Genomic DNA, 23,045 nt, shown 5'->3' with positions numbered 1-23,045 from the left:
ACGTCAGTCCCGATGACGGCCCGGCCCCGCCTGTCGGGGCCGGGCCGTTCACCGACCCAAGGGTGTCCCGTTGACCGAACAGACCATGCCCCGCCCCCCGGTCCGCACGGGCACGACGCAGGCCGGGCTGATGGAGCAGTACGAGAAGGACCGCCTCGGCCATCTCCTGGCCTCGGTCGAGCGGCACGGCCCGGTGGTGGAACTGACCGAGGGCACCGTCCTCGTCAACGACCCGGCCGCCGTCCACGACGTACTCCGGCGCACGAACACCGACTTCCTCGTCACCGGCAACATCCGGCGCGACGAGGTCAGCGGTGTGCGCGGCGACCCGGCCACCGAAGCGTGGATGCGGGGTCGGCGCGCCACCCAGAAGGGCATGTCTCCCCCGGCGCTGGAGGCCCACCGGGTCTGGCTGGCGGAAGAGACCGGCCGACTGTGCGACCGTTGGCAGGCCCGCTCCTCGGTCACCGACCCCGTCGCGGAGCTGGAGCAGCTGTCCGCCCGCTCCTTCGCCCGGTTCTGCTTCGGCACCCGCGACGCCGGGGCCGCCGCCGCACGCACCGGCGACCTGCTGAACTCGCTCACACCGCTGATCAGCAGCCCCTTCCACTTCCCGCCCGCCGTACGCCGCTTCCTGCCCCGCTACCGCCGGTCGGTCAGCGCGCAGAAGAAGCTTGAGGAGGAACTGCGCCGGGCGCTCGACGGGCCGGGCGAGGGCGGACTCGTCGCGTCGCTGGCCGCCGCCGGCCTGGACGGCGAGGCGACGGTCCGCATGCTCGTCTCCAACGGCCTCGCCTCCTACCGGGTCCCGGCGGCCGCCGTCACCTGGGCCCTGGTGGCGCTGGCCCGCGAGCCGGACGTGGCCGAGGAGTGCGCGGCCGCCGTGGACCCGGGCGGCGGCGCCACCACCCCGGACATCCTGCGCTGGACGATCGCCGAGTCGCTGCGCCTGTGGCCGCCCAACTGGCTGATCCTGCGCACGGCCAACGGCCTGCAGACCTGCGGCGACTGGAGCATTCCGGCCGGCGCGGCGGTCATGATCTCGCCGTACGTCATGCACCGCACCGCACCGGTCTTCACCGACCCCTCGGCGTTCCGCCCGCACCGCTGGGCGTCGCTCCAGCCGACTGCCGGGGAGTACCTCCCGTACGGGATCGGCAGCCGCTGGTGCGTCGGCAAGGCGCTGGCGGACCTGGAGCTGGCGACCGTCCTGTCCACCCTCGTGGCCCGGTTCCGCTTCACCGTGGAGCGCATGGACCCCCTCCCGGATGTACGGACGACGCTGCTCCCGGCCGGCCTCACCCTGGGACTGCGGCCCCGCTGAGGCCCCGGCCTCAGCCGTTGAGGACCGCGTGGTCCAGGAACGCGGTCCAGGCGGCCGGGGCGACGGCGAAGGCGGGGCCGTCGGTGACCTTGGAGTCGCGGATGTGGACGGTGTGGGGGCAGGCGGCGACCTCCACGCAGGCAGCGCCCTCGTTGTTGCTGTAGCTGGACTTGCGCCAGTCGTAGGCGACTTCGATGCACTCGCCGCCCTCGTTGTTGCTGTAACTGGACTTGAACCAGAACAGTTCGGGCCCTGTCTTCACAGTTCTGCCACCTTCTTCTCGATGAACTCGGCAGACTCCCAGGGGTTGAGCGCCTGCGCCCGCAGGGTGCCGAAAAGGTCGAATAGGTCGCTGACCCGTTCGGGCTTGGAGATCAACGTAGCGCCACCTTGCCCTTCCTGATACACGAGGTGACGGCCTTCCTCTGTGGCCATCAGCTTCATCGGCCCGTTCAGACCGGCATGGGTGTGGCGGCGGGTCGGCATCACTTGCAGAGTCAGGTGATTCATCGTGCGCATGCACTCCAGCAGGTGTCGAAGTTGCTCCTTGAGCACCCCACCGCCACCGAGGGGGCGATCCAGGATCGCTTCCTCGATGACGTACCCCACGCGTGGCGGCGTCTTCCGGATCAGCACCGCGCCGCGTTCCATCCGGGCTTCGACGTGCCGCACGATCTCCTGGTCCGTGTACGCCGGAACTCTCGCCTCGTACAGTGCCCGCGCATATCCCTCGGTCTGGAGCAATCCCGGGATCACCATCGTCTCGTACGCACTGATGACGCGCGCCAGACGTTCCAGCCGTACCCAGTCCAGGATCTTCGGGGGGTACTTCTCCTCGTCCACCAGCTCGCAGCACGCCTCCAGCGCCCCGTCCGCCCCGAACACCCGCTCGGCGTCCATCAACAGGTCGCGCGAGGGAATGCGTTCCGCCCGCTCGACCGCTCCCATCAGGGATTCCGAGATCAGCAGCACATCCGCCGCCGTCTTCTGCGTATGTCCGGCCCGCACCCGGTGGATACGGACCAGCTCTCCCACCAGCCGCCGTCCGTGCGTCAGCTCACCACTCGTCCCCACAGCCGTCACCACCCTCCCCACATCACGTCGATGTGGACCGCGTTCTGCTGGTCACGCTACGCAGCCGAGGGAATGCTCGTAGCCATGACGAGCAAGAAACTCCCCGAATGGGTACCCACCGCCGGGCACCAACTCCACCTCACCGGTATCCACTTCGACGCCATCCGGCTCCGGGGCATCCGGGGCGAGGCGGTCCTCCAGCACCTGGCGACACTGACGGAGGGCGAGCCCGGTCCGGTGGTGCGGGAGGTGGCGGGGGCGCGGTGGACGTACTTCCTGATTCCGCCGGGTGCGAGCGAGGGGTACGACTGGCCGCCGGGCGTGAAGTGCTTCGGGCCTGCCACCCGCGACGAGTGGGTGGGCATCCCCGCCCCGGACGGCAACACGTACCCGCTGAGCTGGCGGTGCGGGGCGCCGGAGGAGGACGAGTTCGTGGACCCGGAGCTGCTGCACGGGCTGGTGCTGGCGCAACTGGCCCCGGCGGCGGGGGAGGAGAGCGGGTGAGCGCGGGCGGGTGACGGCGGCCGGGCGGAGATGGTTCACAGACCAGGGTGGTTCACGGGCGGAGCTGGCTCACAGGCCAGGATGGCTCACGGGCTGAGCGTGATGCCCTGGCTCGCGGGGCCCAGGCGCGCGCGGTAGCGGCGGATGCCCCAGCTGCGGTGCTCCAGTTCGGCGGCGACCAGCACATCCGCCGTGTTCACCAGGCCGGGAACAAGCTCCACCAGGGCGGCCACCGGATGATCCCCGACCAGCGGCAGGCGGCGCAGACGGCGGAACTCCCACTGCGGGTCCGGCTGGGACGCCCCGTGACCGCGCACGATCCACTCCTCCCGGCCGGGGCGGCGACCCGCCTCCGGCTGCCGCTCGACGCCCACGTCCACGATGCCGGTGGTGACCGTGAAGCTGAGTCCGGTGCCGGGACCGGCCGCCACCGCCGGGCGGTTGCGTACGCCCGGGTCGATGAACCGGGCGACAGGCCGCACCGCCGGGTCGGGGGTGCTGAGGGCGACCGCCAGGGAGGCGTGCCGGAACGCGCCCGGCGCCTGCGGGGTCTCGGGGCGGAAGGAGCACACCAGCAGCAGGTGGCGGTACTCCCGGCCGGGCGTGGTCCGGACGTGGGTGAGCCAGTCGGCGGAGGCGCTCGCGTGGTCGGCGGGCAGCAGGTCCCAGCCGAAGGTGAGCCGGCCGCGCAGCGGTGCTTCGTCGCCCGGAGAGCCGAGAGTGCGCTCCGGCACGAGGGCCACATCGTGCAGGTGTACCTCGGTCATACGTCGGCCCCCTTGCTCCGGCCCAGTAGATACGTGAACGCTCCCCAGTCACGGTATTGGGGATACCGGGCCCGGGTGGCCAGCTGTGCTGCGCGGAACGCCTGTTCAGGGTCGTCGACGAGTCCGGCCCGCAGGTGCAGGTGGTGGAAGAAGAACGTGGCCGGTTCGGGGCGGACGGCCCACAGGCAGCCCACGACGGCCTGCACACCGGCGGTGATCAGCGCCGCCGGGACGCCTCGGACGTTGTCCGCCCGGTCGAAGCGGCCCAGCGCCGACTCGCACGCGGCGAGCGTGACCAGGCGGACGCCGCTCAGGTCGAGTTCGAGGAAGTCGTGGGCGAGGACCCGGCCGTCGTCGTCATCGTCCGGCGTGAAGTAGAGGCAGTGCAACCAGGGCGCGTCCTGGTCCATGGTGCCGTGGACGGCGAGATGGACCACGTCCGCCGTGGCGAGTTCGGCCAGCAGCCCGGCACGGGTGGCGGCCGGGCCCGTCAGCGCGGTCGCCCTGACCGCGGCGGCGACCGCACGGGCGTGCTCCTCCAGAGCGGGTTCGGCGGGCAGACCGTAGGGGACGCCACCGGCGGCCGAAGCGAGCACCGCGGTACGGCGGGGGCGTACGGGGACGTCCGCGGGGACGAGGGCTTCGAGGCCCGCGATGGTGGTGACGGTCCAGTCGTCGGCGATCACGCGGCCGTCGCCGGAGCAGAGTGCGACCGGCAGGTAGTGCAGTGCGCCGTGCGGCCAGAGCAGGAGGCGGTTCTTGCCCTGGGCGCGCCATGCGGCCCACTGGTCGTCGGTGGCGAGCGGAAGTTCGTACCCGGTGAGCAACCGGCGCCCCTCCGGGGTCACGTCGCCGACGAGCGGGTCGCGTTCGACCTCCGTCCGGACCGCCTCCACCAGGTCGGCGACGGGATGCCGGTCGGGGACGGGATGCCGGTCAGCGGCGGGGTGCCGGTCGGCGTACGCTTCGGCGTCCCGTGGTCCGCTGTCGGCCGCCTCGCCGAGCTGCACGACCATCGCGCTGCCCTCGCGGGTGACGGCGAGCAGGACGGCCGCGCCGTTCGTCGCGGTGGGCAGGAACCAGGTGAGCAGCACGGTGCGGTCGTCGAGCAGTTCCCCGGTCCGCGCCCACAGGTGCTCGTCGTCCACGAACGCCGCCGAGCGGCTGCGCAGTTCGTCGTCGATGAACGAGGAGATGCGCCGCCGCAGGTGGCGGGCGAACTCCTCCCGATCGTCACGGCCTTCGCCGCCCTCGCCGCCTTCGTTGTCCTCGTTGTCCTCGTCGCCGGGGCGGTGGTCCGCGTCCAGCACGTTGAGCAGGTTCGCCGTCGCACCGCCGACGGCCGTGGGGCTCTGCAGGGCGCGGAGTTTCGCGACGTAGTTCTCGATGTGCGCGGGCCGGGTGACCGGGCCTTCGATCCGGCGCCACGCGCCCGCTTCCGGCCCCTTCCCGGCCTGGTGGAGGCCGAGCATCAACGCCACCGGCATGGACTCGGTCTCGACGGTGAGTTGCCATACGGCGGCGTGGACGAGGTCGCGCAGCACCTCGCCGAGCGCGGGAGCGCCGCTGGTGTCGAAGTTCGGAACGTCCACGATGATCGCGTACACGGCCTTCTTGAGGTCGTCGCCGTGGAGTCGCGGCAGGTCGTGGAGGACGGGCAGCAGGCACGCCAGGGCAAGGTCCTGCTGGTTCAGCGAGGCGTAGGAGAGAGCGGCGTACGTGGAGTGACCCCACGGGAACGGAACCTCGCCTGCCACCGGCTCGCCCCGCTCCACGGCCAGCCGGTACAGGTCCGCCGTAAGCAGTCGCACCCCCGCGCCGCCGCTCGGGCCCGCCTGCCGCAGGAGGGCGACACCCAGCGCGGGCTGCTGCCGGTCGCGGGCGTGGGCGGCGGTGTGCAGCAGGGCGGCCGAGCGCTGCGCCGGGGACCAGGCCGCCGGAAAGGACTCCGGGAGCGGGCCGGGGCCGGGGCAGTCGGTGGGGTCGTCGGGCAGTGCGTGCAGCCGGGCCTCCGTCAGCTGCCGGCGGTGCGCCGGGCCCCTGACGAAGGAGGACCTGTCGGCCCAGTCAAGTGCCGCACGGAGCAACCGCCGGTCGGCTCGCTCCCGGGCGAGGTTGACGCCCTGGTCCACGGTACGAGCGGCGACCGCACCGCCGTACGCGGCGAGGAAGGCGTCTGTGTCCGAGCCGAACAAGTTCTCGCGCACGGCGTCGACGAGCGCGTCGGGCGCGGCGGGCGTACCCGCCACCCACCGAAGCAGGAAGAGCAGCAGATCCGGCGGAGCGGCCCCGGACGCTCCGGACGTCTCGTACAGCGCGGCGAACGCGGCCCGCGCGGTCTCCTGGTCCACGCCTCCGTCCTCCGCGAGCACCTGGGCCAGCGCGGCCAGGATCATCGGGCGCAGTGTGCTGCCAGGCCCGCTCGCCCGGTCGTCCGACTCGGCCGCCCGTAGCAGCAGTTGACGTGCCTCCACGCGCAGCCGCGAGTCGAACCGCAACGGCCACGGCCCGCTGGACCGCGGCCGGTGCGGCTCAGGTCGGTACAGGTCCGCGGCGAGCTGAGCGGCCCGTACGGTCCGCTCCTCACCGGCGTACACGTCGCCGCCCCGGTCCTCCGGCCCCAGTACCGCCAGCCGCAGCCTGGCTGCGGCCAGGAGGGCCGCGGCCAGGCCCGGGGAACCCTCCAGTTCCGCGATCAGGCGGCCCGCCACCGCGTCGGCTTCCTCGAACACCGAGCGGTCGCACCGCTGCGCGAGAACCGGTGCCGCACTCTCGACCGTACGCAGCGCCGCCTCCCGCCAGGTGGACTCCGCCCCGCACTCGTCGGCGACCTCGGCCGCCAACCGCCAGTAGAGGTGGAGGACCTCGGCCGACGCTCCCTGACTCCGGGCCGCCTCGCCGGTCAGCGCGTCCAGCATCTCTTCGGCGGACAGCCCGTGCGCTTCCTCCAGCTCCGGCCCCAGTCCGCGCCGCGCCCGCTCCAGCTCACGGGCCCGCAGCTTGGCCGTGTCGAGCGACAGCACCCGGTCCCCCACATGGAGCACCAGCTCCAGCAGGACGGACACCGGGTCGAGGACGTAGGTGACCGTGGGCGGACCGGCCGCCGCGTGGCCGGGCGGGCCGAACCGCACCCGGCCTGCGCAGACCATCCCCCGCTGTGTCTCGTCGGTCAGCACTTCGGCCATGTCGCCCGCGGCCGGCAGCACGTGGGACACCACCAGGACGAGCGATCCGGCACCGGCAGCCGTCTCCAGCCAGCCGGGCGGCAGGTCCAGATCGAGGTCGTACGCCAGCTCCAGGCCGCCCGGTCCGAAGACGACGACGATGCCCGCCGCGTCCCGGTGGACGCACCACCGCGCGTCGACGGGGTCCGCGAACGGCAGTCCGTCCAGCGAGGTGAGCGCGGCCAGCCCCCGCGCGTACGCCCTGGTGAACAGGCTTCCGCCGGCACCGGCCCCGGTGAACGGACTGAGCCCTGCCTGCCCCACCGCCAGCCCGGCGTGCCGGACTCCGTCCACTTCCGCCAGGAACGCCCAGCCCGTGACATCCCCCGAGCGCCGCACGCCGCCCCCTCGCACCCGCCGATCATGGCCCCGGCGCCACCCTCCCACAGGCGGCGAACGCGGACAGGCCGTTTCCCGGACGGAATCCGGCCCCCGGGCTCTTCCCGGCCCCACCCGGCGTCTCGGAGCCCGTCAGCCGCAGGGGCCTGAAGACCGGTACGGCCTCCACGCCCTCCACCTCCTCCGCGCCCCGGAACGTGACCGTCAGCCCCATCCCGACGCGGAGCGCGGCGGGCTCGCACTCCACGACCTCCGTCATCATCCGGGGCCCCTCCGCGAGGTCGACGACGGCGGCGACGTACGGGACGCGGGAGCCGAAGGGCGGCAGGTCGTTGCGGTGGACGACGGACCAGGTGTAGAGGGTGGCGTCTCCGCTCGCGGGCTCCCACTCCACGTCCTCGCTCCAGCAGTACGGGCAGAACTCGCGCGGGTAGTGGTGCGCCCGGCCGCAGGCGGCGCAGCGGCGGATCAGCAGCCGCCCCTCCCCCGCCGCGTCCCAGTACGGGCGGGTGAAGGCGTCCGGCTCCGGGAGGTCGAAGCGCGGGACCGCCGCGCGGTCCGGAGGCGTCCCCGGGCTCACAGGAACAGCCCGAACGCCGCGTCCAGCGACCACGTCTGCCAGGCCATCGCGAACAGGGCCACCAGCGAGATCAGCGCCATCATCGCGTTCTGCCCCTGCTCGGCCCAGTCGTGGATCATCAGGACCAGGTAGAGGAGGTTGAGGAGGAGCGCGGCGATCAGGGCGACCGGGGTCAGGAACCCGGTCACCAGGCCCAGCCCGATTGCCAGTTCGGCGTAGACGACGACGTACGCCATGAGCTTCGGGTGCGGCGCGACGATCCGCCGGAAGCCCGTGCGCACGACGCCCCAGCGGTGCTTGCCCGCGACGTCCGCCGCCCAGGCGATGCCCGTACCGCGTTCGAACCAGCCCTTCTTGTCCTTGTGCCGCCAGCTCTCCAGCCACCACAGGCCGAGGCCTATGCGCAGAACGGCGAACCATTCCGCACCGCTGAGCCAGATCGTCCGCATCGGGCCTCCGATCGCTAGTTTCTGACGGTACGTCAGTTCAGCGGATGCGGGGCGCCCGACGCAAGAGGTGCGCACGCACCTCGGCGCGGGCGGCCCCGCAACGCCCCGCGACGCCCCGTGATCAATTCGCAATCGATTTCCCTCTTGACCGAGACCCATCAACAGAGCGGGCGATTACGCTCCGAACCATGCCCAACAGCCCGTCCACCGCAGGCAGCCACGACGCCGTCGCCCTCACCGACCGTACGGACGACCGGCCCGTCTATGTCATCGGCGGCGGCCCCGGAGGCCTCGCCGTCGCCGCGGCGCTCCGCGCACGGGGCGTACGGGCGGTGATCCTGGAGAAATCGGACCGGGTCGGCGCGTCCTGGCGGGGCCACTACGACCGGCTGCACCTGCACACCACCCGCCGCTGGTCGGCGCTGCCGGGGCTGCGGATACCGCGCAGGTTCGGGCGATGGGTCGGCCGGGACGACCTGGTGCGGTACCTGGAGAAGTACGCCGAACACCACGAGCTGGAGGTGGTGACGGGCGTCGAGGTGACCCGTGTCGACCGGGCCCCCGACGGCTCCGGCGACTGGCAGCTCACCGCGACCGGCGGCCGGGTCCTGCGGGGCCGCGCGGTCGTCGTGGCCACCGGCTACAACCACACCCCGCGCATCCCCGACTGGCCGGGCCGCGACACGTTCACGGGCGAGCTGCTGCACGCGGCGCGGTACCGGAACCCCGCCCCGTACGCGGACCGGGACGTCCTGGTCGTCGGCATCGGCAACACGGGCGCGGAGATAGCGGCGGACCTGGCGGAGGGCGGCGCGTCCCGGGTGCGCATCGCGGTCCGCACGCCCCCGCACATCGTGCGCCGCTCCACCGCGGGCTGGCCCGCCCAGGCCACCGGCGTCCTGGTCCGCCGGCTGCCGGTGTGGCTCGTCGACCGGGCGGGGGCCGCACTGGCCCGGATCACCGTGCCCGACCTGACCGCCCATGGCCTCCCGCGCCCGGAAACGGGCCTGTACTCCCGGGCCCGGCAAGGCGCGATCCCGGTCCAGGACGTGGGCCTGATCGACGCGGTGAGGACCGGCGCGGTGGCGCCCGTCGCCACGGTCGCCTCGTTCGACAAGGACGCGGTGATCCTGGCCGACGGCACCCGCCTCACCCCGGACGCCGTCATCACCGCGACCGGTTACGACCGCGCCCTGGAGCCCCTGCTCGGCCACCTGGACGTCCTGGACGCCCGGGGCCGCCCGCTCACCCACGGCGCCCGCTCCCCGAAGCAGACGCCGGGCCTCTACTTCACCGGCTTCACCAACCCGATCAGCGGGATGCTCCGCGAACTGGCCCTGGACGCCGAGAGAATCGCCAAAAGGGTGGCGCGGGCGTCGCGCTGAGGAACGAGTGGACTTGCCGGAGCCTGCGAGCAGGGTGCGCCGCGTGAGCGATGTCCGAGAAGTGACCGTGACCATCGACCCGCGCGACGAGTTGCCGGATCATCAACTCGCCGAACTGCGCGGTGCTGGTCAGCCGTGACGCCCACCCGGCGGGGCTTGGTCGCCGACCTCCCGGGCCGAGGTCCATTCGGACGAGGTGGTGGAGGTCGGCGTACCGCTCCGCTGACTCGCTGAACACGTTGCCGAGCGTGCGGCGCGGGAGCTGACGGAGCGGGCACTCGCATCGCTCCGACGCGGCGGGAATCCACGTACTGGGCGGGGACATCCCGTACGGGAGCGGGAAGCGCCCGGCCTTCGCCGGTGTTCTGCCTATCGTGAGCGCCATGGACGTGTTCGACGAGCTGTTGCAGGGTGTGCGGGGCAAGGGGGCGGTGTTCGGCCGGTCGATGCTGTGGCCGCCGTGGTCGCTGCGGTTCACCGACGGGGCCTATCTGACCATGTGCATGCCGCTGCGGGGTGCGGGGTGGATCGTGCCCGAGGGCGGCGAGCCGCTGCGGGTGGAGGCCGGTGACGCCGCGATCGTACGGGGACCGGCGCCGTTCGTCTTCACCGATGAGCCGGCGAACGGCACGGGGTCGGGGGGCGGTTCCGGGCCCGATTCCGGATCGGGCGACCGCGTGCGGGAGGTGCGCTGGAGGCGGGGGCAGGACATGGCCGACGCTCCGGGCGGTGACCCCGAACTCGACTCCCCCACCGTCCTGCTGGTCGCCACCTACGACGTACGGACGGAAGTCCCGCAGCGGCTCCTGCGAGCGCTCCCGCCCGCCCTCGTCGTCTCCGACGACGAGGACTGCTCACCCCTGCGCGACTACCTGGAGGCGCGGATGGGCGGCAGGCGGCCGGGGGATCAGATCGTCCTCGACCGGCTCCTGGACTGGATGCTCGTGTGTACGCTGCGGGACTGGTTCGACCGGCCCGAGGCCGACCCGCCGGGCTGGTACGGCGCACTCGGCGACGAGGTGGCGGGCCCGGCCCTGCGGGCGATGCACGAGGACCCGGCGTACCCCTGGACGACGGCGGAGCTGGCGAGCCGGGCGGGGGTCTCGCGGACGACCCTGGCCAAGCGGTTCACGGAACTCGTGGGGGACGGGCCGGTGGCGTATCTGACCGAGTGGCGGATGACCCTCGCCGCCGACCTGCTGACCCGGCCCGAGCTGACCGTCGCGGCGGTCGCCCGGCGGGTCGGCTACGCGGACGCCTTCGGCTTCAGCGCGGCGTTCAAACGGCTGCGCGGCGAGAGCCCGAGCGCGTACCGGCGGGAGGCGGTGGCGTCCGAGGCGGTGGGGTGAGACCGGGGGTCCCGCGCCCGGGTGGGGCGGGGTGAGGCCGGACGCCCCGCGCCCAGACGGGGGGAGTGAGACCGGGCGCCCACGCCCAGACGGGGCGGGCCTGGGCGGGGCGGGCCTGGGCGGGCCTCGTGTCAGGCCCGCCCAAGCCCCCGGGCCGCCCCGACGTCAGGCCGTCCCAGGCCTCAGGCCCACGACCCCTTCGCCGCCGCGTCACGGACGAAGTCGGTGAAGTCGCGCGGCTCCCGGCCCAGCGCCCGTCGTACGCCGTCCAGTACCGGGGCCTCCCGGCTCGCGGCGATCGGCCTCAGCACGACGGTCCAGAGCTCGGCCTCGGCCTCCGGGACGCCCTGGGACAGCAGCCCGTCCCGGAAGGTGGACTCGTCGATGGTGACGTGGGTGGCGCGCACCCCGGTCTCCTTGGCGATCTCGTCCAGGGCCTCAGCGATGCTGAGCGCCCGTCGGCCGGACAGTTCGTACACCTCGCCCGTGTGGCCGTCCTCGGTGAGCGCGGCCACGGCCACGTCCGCGATGTCGTCCGCGTCGACGAACGCCGCCCGGCCGTCCCCGGTGGGCAGGGCCAGCGTTCCGCCGCGTACGCCGCCGAGGAAGGCGCCCTCGTTGAAGTTCTGGGCGAACCAGCCCGGCCGCAGGATCGTCCAGGGCACTCCGGAGGCCCGGACCGCCCGCTCGCCCTCACCGTGCGGGCCGCCGTCGTCGTGACCGGGGCCGAAGTAGCCGGGCGTGCCGGTGCCCCGTGCCGAGAGCAGGACGATGCGCCGCACCCCGCTCGCGACGGCCTGTTCGACGAAGGCCGGTGTCGGGGAGGGGGAGGCGTCCTGCGGGACGATGTAGACGGCTGCGGCCCCGGCCAGGGCCGCCTGCCAGGTGGCGCGGTCCTGCCAGTCGAAGGGGGTGTCGCCGGACCGCGAGGCCGCCCGGGTCTCCACCCCCCGCTCGCGGAGGCGGGCCACGACCCTGCGGCCGGTCTTGCCGGTACCGCCGACCACGAGCACGGGGCCCTGCGTCTCGGATGTTTCAGGTGCCTGGGGCGTCTGGGATGTCATGGATCAAGCGTGCGCCGGGCGCGGCCGGGCGCCCATGGGCCAGCGTCCGCGAAGGATGTCCGAGCGTCCGGCAGGGCCGGGGACACCGGGAAGGGAGCGGGCACGACCGAGGCCCGGATCCTGGGGATCCGGGCCTCGGTCGTCTTCATCAGTAGCGGGGACAGGATTTGAACCTGCGACCTCTGGGTTATGAGCCCAGCGAGCTACCGAGCTGCTCCACCCCGCGTCGGTGAACACCACCTTACGCCACGGATTACCCCTCCGTGACCACGGGTCTTCGCCTGCACGAACCACGTGAGCTTTTTACCCACGCAGACCACGTGAGCCATTGCCTGCACGGAGGCACGTGAGCCACTACCCGCACAGACCACGTGAGCCATCGCCTGCACAGACCATGCGACCCATTGTCCGCACAGACCATGCGAGCCTTTGCCTGCACACCCATTCCTGACGCAGCGTCAGTTCAGTAATCTGACTGAGTGTCAGCCAACCGGCCGGCCTCGCCCCTTCCCCGGCGGGCCATCGAGCAGGAGTGGGCGGAACGATGCTTGGATCGACTCACGGCACCCTCACCACCGACTTCCGCGCCCGGGTGGTGGCCTGCGGCGAGGAGCCGCACGCCTCGGTCGTCAGTCTGCCGACGGCCACACGGCAGGGCGGGCTCGATGTCAGCGGGCGGCCGCTGCACCTGGCCGTACCCGACCTGGACCGCTTCTTCCGGCCCCGCTCGGTGGCCGTCGTCGGGGCCTCGGACGCCGAAGGGCGCCCCAACACCGGCATCACCCGGCAGCTCATCGCCTGGGCGGAACGGGTCGGGGCGCGGCTGCACCCGGTGCACCCGGCCCGGGAAGCCGTCTTCGGCACCGCCTGCTTCCCCTCCGTCGCCGAGCTGCCCGAACCCGTCGACCTGGCGGTCCTGCTGATCGCGGACCCGCTCCCGGTGATCGACGAGCTGGCCGAGGCCAAGGTGCCCTTCGCGGTCGCCTTCGCCTCCGGGTTCGCGGAGACCGGGGAGGCGGGCGCGGTGGCCCAGGCCCGGCTGGCAGCGGCCGTGGAGCGGTCCGGGCTGCGGCTGCTCGGGCCGAACACCAACCTCAACGCCTTCGAGAGGTTCCGGGACGACCTGGAGGGCCCGGCCATCGCCCTGATCACCCAGTCCGGACACCAGGGCCGCCCGCTGTACGCCCTCCAGGAGCTGGGCGTCCGGCTCTCGCACTGGGCCCCGACGGGCAACGAGGCCGATCTGGAGACCGCCGACTTCCTCGCGTACTTCGCCCAGCTCCCCGAGGTGGGGGCCATCGCCTGCTACGTCGAGGGGCTCAAGGACGGCCGGTCCTTCCTGCTCGCCGCCGACCGGGCCGCCCGCGCCAAGGTCCCGGTCGTCGCGGTGAAGGTGGGCCGTACGGAGACCGGGGCCGAGGCCGCCGCCTCGCACACCGGGAAGCTGACCGGGGCGGACCAGGTGGTGGACGCGGCGATGCGGCAGTTCGGGGTGATCCGGGTGGACGGGCTCGACGAGCTCCAGGACACCGCGGCCCTGCTGGCCCGCGCCCGGCCGCCGCGAGCCGAGGGTGTCGCGGTGTACTCGATCTCCGGCGGCACCGGCGCTCACTTCGCGGACCTGGCGACGGCGGCGGGGCTCTCGCTGCCCGCCCTCTCCCGGGCCAAGCAGGACGAGCTGCACACCTGGATACCGGGCTACCTGAACGTCGCCAACCCCATCGACAACGGCGGCCACCCGGTCGGCGACTGGCGCGGCCGGAAGATCATCGACGCGATCCTCGCCGAACCGTCCGTCGGGGTGCTGATCTGTCCGATCACCGGCCCCTTCCCCCCGATGAGCGACCGGCTCGCCCAGGACCTGGCGGACGCGGCGGAGGCCACCGACAAGCTGATCTGCGTGATCTGGGGCTCGCCCGTCGGCACCGAGGACGCCTACCGCACCACGCTGCTGGGCTCCTCCCGGCTCGCCACCTTCCGTACGTCTCGCAACTGCGTGACCGCCGTGAAGGCCTACCTCGACCACCACCGCTTCGCCGCCCGCTACGACTCCCCCTTCGAGGACGCCCCGCGCACCCCGTCGCCCTCCTTCCGCAAGGCGCAGGGCCTGATGCGCCCGGGGCAGCAGCTCAGCGAGCACGCGGCGAAGCAGCTGCTGCGCGCGTACGGGATCCGCGTGCCGCGCGAGCAGCTGGTGACCAGCGCCGCGGCCGCCGTACGGGCCGCCGGGCCGGTCGGCTACCCGGTGGTGATGAAGGCCTCCGGGCCCCGGCTCGCCCACAAGACGGAGCTGGGCCTGGTGAAGGTCGGCCTCACCTCCGCCAGCCAGGTCCGGGACGCCTACCGGGAGTTGACCGACATCGCCCGGTACGAGTCGGTGGACCTGGACGGCATCCTGGTCTGCCAGATGATCGACCGGGGCGTCGAGATGATGGTCGGTGTCACGCACGACGCCCTCTTCGGCCCGACGGTCACCGTGGGGCTCGGCGGGGTCCTGGTGGAGGTGCTTCACGACGCGGCGGTCCGGGTGCCGCCGTTCGGCGAGCGGGACGCCCGGGACATGCTGGGCGAGCTGCGCGGCCGGGCGCTCCTGGAGGGGGTGCGCGGCGGGGCCCCGGTGGACGTGGACGCGCTCGTCGAGGTGGTGCTGCGGGTCCAGCGGATGGCCCTGGAGCTGGGCGACGACCTGACCGAGCTGGACATCAACCCGCTGGTGGTGTTGGGCCGCGGGCAGGGCGCGGTGGCCCTGGACGCGCTGGCGGTGTGCCGGTGAGCGGGGGCACGGAGGCGGACCCGACCGTCCTCCACGCCCTCGACGGCGGCGTCTCCTGGATCACGCTCAACCGGCCCGAGGCCATGAACGCCGTCACCTGGGATCAGCGCGAACGCGTCATCGCCCTGCTCGCCGACGCCTCCGCCGACCCCGCCGTGCGGGCCGTCGTACTCACCGGCACCGGGCGCGGCTTCTGCGCGGGCGCCGATCTGCGGGGCGCGCCGGCCGCCGGCCGGGAGCGCGTCCCGGGCGACGTCGCCCGGACCATCCGGCTCGGCGCGCAGCGGCTCATCGCCGCCGTACTGGACTGCGAGAAGCCGGTGATCGCCGCGGTCAACGGGACGGCGGCCGGGATCGGCGCGCATCTGGCGTTCGCCTGTGATCTGGTCCTGGCGGCCGACACGGCGAGGTTCATCGAGGTCTTCGTACGCCGGGGGCTCGTCCCGGACGGCGGCGGCGCGTATCTGCTGCCCCGGCTGGTGGGGCCGCAGCGGGCGAAGGAGCTGATGTTCTTCGGGGACGCGCTCGGCGCGGCGGACGCCGAGCGGATGGGGCTGGTCAACCGGACCGTACCGGCAGGGGAGCTGGAGGCCCTGGCCGAGGAATGGGCGGGGCGGCTGGCCGAGGGGCCCACCCGGGCCCTGGCCCTGGCCAAGCAGCTGGTGAACGCCTCCCTGGACAGCGATCGGGCCACCGCGTTCGCGGCCGAGGCCGCGGCCCAGGAGATCAACATGACCACGCGCGACGCCAACGAGGGCGTGGCCTCCTTCGTCGAGCGGCGGGCGCCGGAGTACCGGGGGTACTGAGGGCGGGCCGCCGTGAAGCCCGGCAGGGCGTGAACCGACGAGCCCGTCACCCATGCCCGCCCGGGTCGAGACGGCTTCACGCGGCTTCACGCGCGTTCACACGGGTTCACATCTGACGATCCGTCAGTTCTAATGGGCGGTGTGATGGGACACGCAGGCATGGCCGCCACCGCCGTCCGGTACCTCAGGTCCGTCGGCGCCGCCACGACAGCAGGACCGCCGCGCCCTCCCCTGGAGGCGCTGCCCCGGCCCGACCTGAGAGCCGTCCGGGACGACGAACGACTCCCCGTCGACCCGGCCGAATTCCGGCGCGTACTGGGCCACTTCGCCAGTGGCGTCACTGTGGTCACCGCGCGCGACGCGGACGGGCCGACGGGCTTCGCCTGCCAGTCCTTCGCCTCGCTCTCGCTCGACCCGCCGCTGGTCGCCTTCATGGTCGCCCGTACGTCGACGACCTGGCCGCGCATCGCCCGCGCGGGGGTGTTCTGCGTCAACATCCTGGGGGCCGGGCAGGACGCGCTGTGCCGGGGGTTCGCGGTGAGCGGGGCGGACAAGTTCGCGGGGGTGACGTACGGGGACGCCCCGGCGACCGGTGCGCCGCTGCTGGACTCCGTGCCCGCCTGGGTCGACTGCCGCATCCATGCCGTCCACACCGGCGGCGACCACCTCATCGTGGTGGGCAGGGTGGAGGCGCTGGGGGCCACGGCCGAGGGGGACCCCCTGCTGTTCCACCAGGGGGCGTTCGGCCGCCTCAGCCGCTGACCCCGGCCCGGCCCCATACCAGGGGGCGTTCGGGCGCCTCAGGGACTGACCCCGGCCCCGGCACCCGACCGCGGGCCCCGGCGGATCACCAGCGCCATCAGGGCCGCCGTCGCACACAGCGCCCCCGACGCGTACCAGACCACGTCGTAGCTGCCGAACACGTCCCGGGCCACCCCGCCGAGGAACGCCACCACTGCCGCGCCCACCTGGTGCGAGGCCAGCACCCAGCCGAAGACGATCGCGCTGTCGTCGCCGTACTGCTCCCGGCACAGCGCCAGCGTCGGCGGGACGGTGGCCACCCAGTCAAGACCGTAGAACACGATGAAGAAGACCATCGACGGCCGCACCTCGGGCGCCATCAGCATCGGCAGGAACAGCAGAGAGATCCCGCGCAGCGCGTAGTAGACGGCCAGCAGCCTGCGCGCGTCGAAGCGGTCGGTCAGCCAGCCCGAGAAGATGGTGCCGATGACGTCGAAGACCCCGATCACCGCGAGCAGCGAGGCGGCCGCCGTGACCGGCATGCCGTGGTCGTGGGCGGACGGGACGAAGTGGGTGCGGACCAGTCCGTTGGTGGTGGCCCCGCAGATCGCGAACGTTCCGGCCAGCAGCCAGAACGGTCCGGTGCGCGCCGCGTCGAACAGCACCTTCACCGTGCGGCGCGCGACGCCCCGGGCGGGCGCGGGCTTGTCCACGTACTCCCCGCCGTACGGGGCGAGGCCCGTGTCGGCCGGGTGGTCGCGCATCAGGAGCCAGACGAACGGGACGACGACCAGGGCCGCGAGGGCGACGGTGACCGAGGCGGGCCGCCAGCCGTGCTCGACGACGATCCAGGCGCAGAGCGGGAGGAAGACCAGCTGTCCGGAGGCGCCCGCCGCGGTGAGGATGCCGGTGACCAGGCCCCGGCGGGCCACGAACCAGCGGTTGGTGACGGTCGCGGCGAACGCCATCGCCATGGACCCGGTGCCGAGGCCGACGAGCAGCCCCCAATAGATCATCAACTGCCAGGAGGCCGTCATCCAGACGCTCGCCAGCGCCCCGGCCGCCACCATGGTCAGCGCGGTCGCCACGACCCGCCGGATGCCGAACCGGTCCATCAGCGCGGCGGCGAACGGGGCCGTCAGCCCGTACAGCGCCATGTCGATGGAGACCGCGAGCCCGATCTCGCCCCGCGACCAGCCGAACTCCGTGTGGAGCGGGTCGATCAGCAGGCCGGGCAGGGAGTTGAAGGCCGCGCCGCCGATGATCGTCACGAAGGTGACGGCGGCCACGATCCACGCCCGGTGGACGCGGGGGCGGCGGCGCGTCTCACGGGGCGGCCGTCGCCCGTCGTCTCGGGCAGCGCTCACGGTTGTCTGGGTCACGCGGACCAGCTTCCTGGCCTGCACCTTTCCGTACGAGTGGCCGGGAGGACACGGTTCGCAGGAATCGGGCCATGCCGTGGCCCGGGGCGCTGGAAGAAGTTCGGGAGAAGCGGCTCGCCCAGGACCTCCGGTTACGCTCTCAGCGCCTCCGGGCCCCCGTGTGGACGGCCCAGGCCGCCGCCGCGCCCGCCGCGTACCAGAACAGGTCCGGGGCGTTGAACGTCGAGCCGAGGACCAGCCGGGCGGCCGTGCTCCGCGCCGAGAGGTCGGCGGGCACCCCGGTGAGCTGGAGGAACTCGACCGCCCAGCTCAGGGCGAGTGCGGCGCCCGCCACCGCGACCGGCCGCGCGCGGGGCGCGCACAGGGCGGCCAGCGCGCAGAGCAGCACCGTGTAGAGCGCGCTCCCCGCGTACTTGGCGAAGGCGCCGTCGGCCCCGGCGCGTACGGCGAGGCCCGCGGCCACGGTGAGGACGGCCGCGGCCGCCGCCACCGCGCGGGCCCGGAGCGCGGAGGGCGGGCGGCGACGGACGTGTGCCGCCTCGGGAATGGACGCGGTCCCTGTCGGCTTCTCCATCACGTCAGTAATCTGTATCAGCTCATGGTCTATACCAGCCACCGGGTCCCCCGTGGTCGCCGAGGAGGCCTTCATGCCGCACCGCGTCGTCGTCCTGGCCCTCGACGGACTGCTCCCCTTCGAACTGGGTATTCCGCAGCGGATCTTCGGCCGCTCCGTCAGCATGGAGCCGGGCGGACCGAGCAAGCCTCTGTACAACGTCGTGACCTGCTCGGTCCGCCCGCCGGGGCCGGTCCGTACGGACGCGGACTTCTCCGTCCTCGTGGAGCACGGCCCGGAGCTGCTGGCCACCGCCGACACGGTCGTCGTCCCCGCCTCCTACGAGCTGGGCCCGGTATTCGAGGAGGGCAGGCTCACCGAGGACCTGGCGGCCGCGCTCGCCCGGGTCCGGCCCGGCACCCGGATGGTGTCCATCTGCACCGGCAGCTACGTCCTGGCCGCAGCCGGGTATCTCGACGGCCGACCCGCCACCACGCACTGGGCCTCCGCCGACCATTTCCAGCGGACGTTCCCGCAGGTCCGCGTCGACCCGGGCGTCCTGTTCATCGACGACGGGGACGTTCTCACCTCCGCCGGGGTCGCCGCCGGTATCGACCTGTGCCTGCACCTCGTGCGCCGCGACCACGGCGCGGCCGTCGCGAACGAGGTCGCCCGCCGCACGGTGGTCCCCCCGCACCGGGACGGCGGCCAGGCCCAGTACATCCACCGGCCCCTCCCCGAACCGCAGTTCGCGACCACCACCGCCGCCCGGGCCTGGGCGCTCGCCCGGCTGGAGCGGCCGATCCTGCTGCGGGACATGGCGGAGCAGGAGGCGATGAGCGTACGGACGTTCACCCGCCGCTTCCGCGAGGAGGTCGGGATCAGCCCCGGCCAGTGGCTCACGCAGCAGCGCGTTGAGCGGGCCCGCCACCTGCTGGAGTCGACGGACCTGTCGATCGACCAGGTCGCCCGGGACGCGGGCTTCGGCACGGCGACCTCCCTGCGCCAGCACCTCCAGGCGGCCCTGGGCGTGCCGCCGACGGTCTACCGGCGTACGTTCCGGGCCTCGGCGAACACCTAAGGGCTGCCCCTGCCGCCCTCGACGTTGGCGACCATCCTGCGCAGGACCTTGAGCGCGGCCACGTACTCCTCATCGCTGATGCCTTCGTGGACCACGGCACGCAGCTCGGTCGCCGGCTCGCGCAGTCCCACTCTGGCGGCCTCCCCGGCATCGGTGAGGTGCAGGCACTGCCCGGTACCGATCCACAGCCAGCCGCGGTGGACCAGCTGGTCGATGGTGCGCTCAACCTCGTGCGGTCCGTCCGCCACGGAGGTCAGCTGGGTGACGACCTCCTCGCGGCGCGGCGCCTCCGGCCAGGCGGTGTCCGGTCACCGCCCCGGACCGAGCCGGCGGATCAGAAGACCAGGACCCCCCGCGCCACCCTCCCGTGATGCGCGTCGTCAGCCGCCTTGGCGAAGTCCTCCACCGGGTACGTCTCCGTCACCAGCTCGTCCAGCAGCAGCCGGCCCTCCCGGTACAGGTCCGCGTACAGGGCGATGTCGCGCTGCGGCCGCGAGGAGCCGTAACGGCAGCCGAGGATCGACTTGTCCAGGTACATCGAGGAGACGACGAACGACGCCTCGGCACTCGCCGCCGGTACGCCCAACAGCACCGCCTGTCCGTGCCGGTCGAGCAGGTCGATCGCCTGCCGGATCAGCTCGGTGCGGCCGACGCACTCGAAGGCGTGGTCGGCGCCGGCGGGGAGGATGTCGCGTACGCCGTCGGCGCTCGTCAGGAAGTGTGTGGCGCCGAACTGCCGGGCCACCGCCTCCTTCGCCGGGTTGCTGTCGACGGCGACGACGGTGAGCGCACCCGCCAGCCGGGCCCCCTGGAGCACGTTGAGGCCGATACCGCCGGTGCCGATGACCACGACGCTGTCACCCCGGTCGACCTTCGCCCGGTTGAGTACGGCCCCGACACCGGTGAGGACCCCGCAGCCGATCAGGGCGGCGGAGGTGAGGGGCAGGTCGGCCGGGATCTTCACGGCCTGCACGGCACGCACCAACGTACGTTCCGCGAAAGCCGAGTTGGAGGCGAACTGGAAGAGTTCCTCGCCGGCGCGCGAGAACGGTCTTCCCGGGCGGCCGATCGCTCTCCTGCACATCGTCGGCCTGCCCCGGTCGCACTGGGCGCAGGCCCCGCAGTTGGCGAGGGTGGACAGCGCGACGTGATCACCGGGCCGTACGTGGCTGACGCCGGGGCCCACCGCCTCCACCACGCCCGCGCCCTCGTGGCCGAGCACGACGGGGACCGGAAAGGGGATCGTGCCGTCGATCACCGACAGGTCGCTGTGGCAGAGACCGGCGGCGGCCACCGCCACCAGGACCTCCCCCGGGCCCGGTTCGCGTATCTCCAGGTCGTCCACGACCTCGGTCCGTGTGCCGTCGAAGACGACGCCTCTCATCTCGGCTCCCTCGGTAGGCCGAGCACCCGCTCGGCGATGATGTTCCGCTGGATCTCGTCGGAGCCGCCGTAGATGGTGTCGGCCCGGGTGAAGAGGAACAGGTGCTGTGCGCCGGTGAGTTCGTAGGGGCGCGCCGGTAACCAGGGTCGCTGCCCGACGGCCCCCGCCTCGCCGCTCACCTCCACCGCCAGCTCGCCGAGCCGCTGGTGCCAGCCGCCCCACAGCAGCTTCGACACACTGGGCGCGCCCGGGTCGCCGGTGGCGCCCAGGGTGCGCAGGGCGTGCCGGCGCATGGTGACCAGCTCGGCCCACTGGCGTACGAGCCGGGCTCTGATGACCGGGTCCTCGGAGGCCCCGCTCGCCTCGGCGGCGCGCACGACGCCCTCCAGCTCGGCGGCGAACCCGATCTGCTGGGCCAGGGTGGAGACCCCCCGCTCCAGGGCGAGGAGGCCCATGGCGACCTGCCAGCCGTTGCCCTCCCCGCCGACCGCCTCGGCGGCCCGGGCCCCGTCGAAGAACACCTCGTTGAACTCGCTGGTCCCGGTCATCTGCCGGATCGGCCGTACGTCGATCCTGCCCGGCTGGTCCATGTCGACCAGGAGGAAGGAGAGGCCGTGGCGACGGGTGGAACCGGGTTCGGTGCGGGCGAGGACGAAGCACCAGTCGGCGTCCTGGGCGAGCGAGGTCCAGATCTTCTGCCCGGTCACGGCGTACCCGCCGGTCCCGTCCGGGGCGGCGACGGTCCGCACACCCGCGAGGTCGGACCCGGCGCCCGGTTCGCTGTACCCCTGGCACCACAGGGTCTCGCCCCGGGCGACGGGGGGCAGATGGCGGTGCTTCTGCTCCTCGGTGCCGTACGCGATGAGGGTCGGGGCGAGGAGGTTCTCCCCGATGTGGCCCATGCGGGCGGGGGCGGTGGAGCGGGCGTACTCCTCGGCCCAGACGACCTGTTGGGTGAGGGTGGCGCGGCGGTTGCCGTAGCCCTCGCCGTCCTCGCCGGGCCAGCCGAGCCCGATCCAGCCCGCCCGGCCCAGCTCGCGTTCCCACGCGCGGGGGGCGGGGGCGGGGGTGTGGGCGAGATGGGATTCCAGCCAGGCGCGGGCTTCGGTGCGGAAATCGTCGTCCTCGGACGTGAAGCGAAAGTCCATGCGTTCCTCCTGCTCGTCCCTGAGAGCTCCGTGCCCGGACCCCCGCTGCTCCGTCGCCGGAGAGGCCGCTGGTTCCGGCCCCGCTCCTCCATCGCCGGAGAGGCCGCTCGTTCCGGCCCGCTCCTCCGTCGGGCGGAGCCACGAGGGCGGTCATTGGTTCGGCCGGGACCCCGACCTCGCCGCCGCCGCCATCTCCTCCAGCCGCGCCAGCATCGGCATCGGGTCGGTGCCCACCGTCCCCGGGAGGAAGTCCGCGATCCGCTCCGGGGTCCAGGGGCCCTCCGCGTAACCGGCCCGCAGCTCCCTCGGCTGGGCCCAGACCGCGATCTTGGGGCCCGCGATCGTGTACACCTGGCCGGTGATCCTCTCCTCCCGCGCCCGGTCGCTGAGCAGGTAGACCACCAGCGCCGCCACGTCCTCCGGCTCGCCGATCTCCTTCAGCTCCATCGGGACCCCGGCGGACATCCGGGTCCGGGCGACCGGGGCGACCGCGTTCGCCGTCACGCCGTACTTGTGCAGGCCGAGCGCCGCACTGCGGACCAGCGAGATGACGCCGCCCTTGGCCGCGCTGTAGTTGGCCTGGGAGACGCTGCCCTGGTGGTTGCCGCTGGTGAAGCCGATCAGCGTGCCGCCGCCCTCCTGCTTGCGCATCACCGCCGAGGCCGCCCGGAAGACCGTGAACGTGCCCTTGAGGTGGGTGGCCAGGACCGGGTCCCACTCCTCCTCGGACATGTTGAACAGCATCCGCTCGCGCAGAATCCCGGCCACGCAGACCACCCCGTCGAGCCGGCCGTACTCCGCCAGCGCGGTGTCCACGATCCGCTGTCCGCCCGCCATCGTGGAGATGTCGTCGGCCACCGCGACCGCCTCGCCGCCCGCCGCCTCGATCTCCTTGACGACGGACCGGGCTATCTCGCTGGTCGGCTCGGAGCCCTCGACGGAGACGCCGTAGTCGTTGACGACGACCCGCGCCCCCTCCGCCGCCGCGGCGAGCGCGACCGCCCGCCCGATGCCCCGGCCGGCCCCCGTCACGGCGACCACCCTGCCTGCCAAGAAGTTCCCCATGCCCGGCCCCTTCCCGCGGTTTCTGACGGACCGTTAGATTTTATGGGCAGTCG

General features: G+C 73.2%; 20 protein-coding genes, 1 tRNA gene and 1 pseudogene. 8 read left to right on the top strand and 14 right to left on the bottom strand.

What is annotated here, in order from left to right:
• Positions 1-70: 70 nt before the first annotated feature.
• On the top strand, positions 71-1,324 hold the full coding sequence (locus RI138_RS19400; protein ID WP_311120962.1) for a cytochrome P450: 1,254 nt from the start codon (positions 71-73) through the stop codon (positions 1,322-1,324).
• 10 nt (positions 1,325-1,334) lie between these two features.
• Here the strand turns inward: RI138_RS19400 and RI138_RS19395 are convergent, their stop codons facing one another.
• Positions 1,335-1,586, bottom strand: coding sequence for a DUF397 domain-containing protein (locus RI138_RS19395; RefSeq protein ID WP_311120961.1), 252 nt, complete (start codon positions 1,584-1,586; stop codon positions 1,335-1,337).
• Complete coding sequence (locus RI138_RS19390; RefSeq protein WP_311120960.1) at positions 1,583-2,359, bottom strand: helix-turn-helix domain-containing protein; 777 nt, start codon at positions 2,357-2,359, stop codon at positions 1,583-1,585. Before RI138_RS19390 ends, RI138_RS19395 begins: the two co-directional genes overlap by 4 nt.
• 123 nt (positions 2,360-2,482) lie before the next feature.
• On the opposite strand from RI138_RS19390, the gene RI138_RS19385 reads away from it, so the two are divergent.
• Positions 2,483-2,902, top strand: a complete 420-nt coding sequence (locus RI138_RS19385) for a hypothetical protein (RefSeq protein WP_311120959.1) — start codon at positions 2,483-2,485, stop codon at positions 2,900-2,902.
• Between the two features lie 86 nt (positions 2,903-2,988).
• On the opposite strand, the gene RI138_RS19380 is transcribed toward RI138_RS19385, so the two are convergent.
• From RI138_RS19380 to RI138_RS19365, 4 genes are read right to left on the bottom strand one after another with little or no spacing between them, the layout of a single operon-like run.
• A complete protein-coding gene (locus tag RI138_RS19380) occupies positions 2,989-3,669 on the bottom strand; it encodes a hypothetical protein (protein ID WP_311120958.1) in 681 nt (226 codons plus the stop codon).
• The gene (locus RI138_RS19375) at positions 3,666-7,232 is read right to left on the bottom strand and encodes a CHAT domain-containing protein (protein WP_311120957.1); all 3,567 of its coding nucleotides are present in this window, start codon (positions 7,230-7,232) and stop codon (positions 3,666-3,668) included. The genes RI138_RS19380 and RI138_RS19375 overlap by 4 nt, the downstream gene beginning before the upstream one ends.
• Before the next feature lie 22 nt (positions 7,233-7,254).
• A complete protein-coding gene (locus tag RI138_RS19370) occupies positions 7,255-7,812 on the bottom strand; it encodes a Zn-ribbon domain-containing OB-fold protein (protein ID WP_311120956.1) in 558 nt (185 codons plus the stop codon).
• Positions 7,809-8,261, bottom strand: a complete 453-nt coding sequence (locus RI138_RS19365; RefSeq protein ID WP_311120955.1) for a DoxX family protein — start codon at positions 8,259-8,261, stop codon at positions 7,809-7,811. The genes RI138_RS19370 and RI138_RS19365 overlap by 4 nt, the downstream gene beginning before the upstream one ends.
• 188 nt (positions 8,262-8,449) lie before the next feature.
• Between RI138_RS19365 and RI138_RS19360 the strand changes: the two genes are divergently transcribed.
• Positions 8,450-9,646, top strand: a complete 1,197-nt coding sequence (locus RI138_RS19360; RefSeq protein ID WP_311120954.1) for a flavin-containing monooxygenase — start codon at positions 8,450-8,452, stop codon at positions 9,644-9,646.
• A 383-nt stretch (positions 9,647-10,029) separates the two neighbouring features.
• Positions 10,030-10,995: an AraC family transcriptional regulator gene (locus RI138_RS19355; RefSeq protein WP_311120953.1), complete on the top strand. Its 966-nt coding sequence runs from the start codon at positions 10,030-10,032 to the stop codon at positions 10,993-10,995.
• 182 nt (positions 10,996-11,177) lie between these two features.
• Here the strand turns inward: RI138_RS19355 and RI138_RS19350 are convergent, their stop codons facing one another.
• Together RI138_RS19350 and RI138_RS19345 are read right to left on the bottom strand one after the other, a co-directional pair.
• Complete coding sequence (locus tag RI138_RS19350) at positions 11,178-12,059, bottom strand: NAD(P)H-binding protein (RefSeq protein ID WP_096627667.1); 882 nt, start codon at positions 12,057-12,059, stop codon at positions 11,178-11,180.
• A gap of 152 nt (positions 12,060-12,211) precedes the next feature.
• Positions 12,212-12,285 (bottom strand) — tRNA-Met (locus tag RI138_RS19345).
• Between the two features lie 318 nt (positions 12,286-12,603).
• Between RI138_RS19345 and RI138_RS19340 the strand changes: the two genes are divergently transcribed.
• The 3 genes from RI138_RS19340 (at position 12,604) to RI138_RS19330 (ending at position 16,400) form a co-directional block, all read left to right on the top strand.
• The gene (locus RI138_RS19340; RefSeq protein ID WP_311120952.1) at positions 12,604-14,832 is read left to right on the top strand and encodes an acetate--CoA ligase family protein; all 2,229 of its coding nucleotides are present in this window, start codon (positions 12,604-12,606) and stop codon (positions 14,830-14,832) included.
• Positions 14,829-15,638 carry an enoyl-CoA hydratase/isomerase family protein gene (locus tag RI138_RS19335; RefSeq protein WP_311120951.1) on the top strand — a complete coding sequence of 270 codons (810 nt, stop codon included), beginning with the start codon at positions 14,829-14,831 and terminating at the stop codon, positions 15,636-15,638. Before RI138_RS19340 ends, RI138_RS19335 begins: the two co-directional genes overlap by 4 nt.
• A gap of 159 nt (positions 15,639-15,797) precedes the next feature.
• Positions 15,798-16,400 carry a flavin reductase family protein gene (locus tag RI138_RS19330; RefSeq protein WP_311122939.1) on the top strand — a complete coding sequence of 201 codons (603 nt, stop codon included), beginning with the start codon at positions 15,798-15,800 and terminating at the stop codon, positions 16,398-16,400.
• 38 nt (positions 16,401-16,438) lie between these two features.
• On the opposite strand, the gene RI138_RS19325 is transcribed toward RI138_RS19330, so the two are convergent.
• Together RI138_RS19325 and RI138_RS19320 are read right to left on the bottom strand one after the other, a co-directional pair.
• Positions 16,439-17,761 (bottom strand): MFS transporter, encoded by a 1,323-nt coding sequence (locus RI138_RS19325; RefSeq protein WP_398863297.1) that lies wholly within the window; start codon positions 17,759-17,761, stop codon positions 16,439-16,441.
• Positions 17,762-17,900: 139 nt separating this feature from the next.
• Positions 17,901-18,335, bottom strand: coding sequence for a ribosomal maturation YjgA family protein (locus RI138_RS19320; RefSeq protein WP_311120949.1), 435 nt, complete (start codon positions 18,333-18,335; stop codon positions 17,901-17,903).
• Positions 18,336-18,408: 73 nt separating this feature from the next.
• Between RI138_RS19320 and RI138_RS19315 the strand changes: the two genes are divergently transcribed.
• Positions 18,409-19,395 carry a GlxA family transcriptional regulator gene (locus RI138_RS19315; protein ID WP_096627750.1) on the top strand — a complete coding sequence of 329 codons (987 nt, stop codon included), beginning with the start codon at positions 18,409-18,411 and terminating at the stop codon, positions 19,393-19,395.
• Here RI138_RS19315 and RI138_RS19310 read toward each other — a convergent pair.
• The 4 genes and pseudogenes from RI138_RS19310 to RI138_RS19295 all read right to left on the bottom strand — a co-directional run.
• Positions 19,392-19,688: pseudogene (locus tag RI138_RS19310) on the bottom strand (MarR family transcriptional regulator); the annotation flags it as partial. The gene RI138_RS19315 and the pseudogene RI138_RS19310 sit on opposite strands and share 4 nt — an antisense overlap.
• A 41-nt stretch (positions 19,689-19,729) precedes the next feature.
• Complete coding sequence (locus RI138_RS19305) at positions 19,730-20,779, bottom strand: Zn-dependent alcohol dehydrogenase (protein ID WP_096627674.1); 1,050 nt, start codon at positions 20,777-20,779, stop codon at positions 19,730-19,732.
• Positions 20,776-21,927 (bottom strand): acyl-CoA dehydrogenase family protein, encoded by a 1,152-nt coding sequence (locus tag RI138_RS19300; protein ID WP_311120948.1) that lies wholly within the window; start codon positions 21,925-21,927, stop codon positions 20,776-20,778. The genes RI138_RS19305 and RI138_RS19300 overlap by 4 nt, the downstream gene beginning before the upstream one ends.
• Positions 21,928-22,077: 150 nt before the next feature.
• Positions 22,078-22,992, bottom strand: coding sequence for an SDR family oxidoreductase (locus RI138_RS19295; protein ID WP_311120947.1), 915 nt, complete (start codon positions 22,990-22,992; stop codon positions 22,078-22,080).
• Between the last annotated feature and the right edge of the window lie 53 nt (positions 22,993-23,045).

It is taken from the genome of Streptomyces durocortorensis (genome assembly GCF_031760065.1).
Taxonomy (GTDB): Bacteria; Actinomycetota; Actinomycetes; order Streptomycetales; family Streptomycetaceae; genus Streptomyces.
Note: the sequence above shows the minus strand (reverse complement) of the source record. Positions and strands in the feature narration are given on the sequence as shown.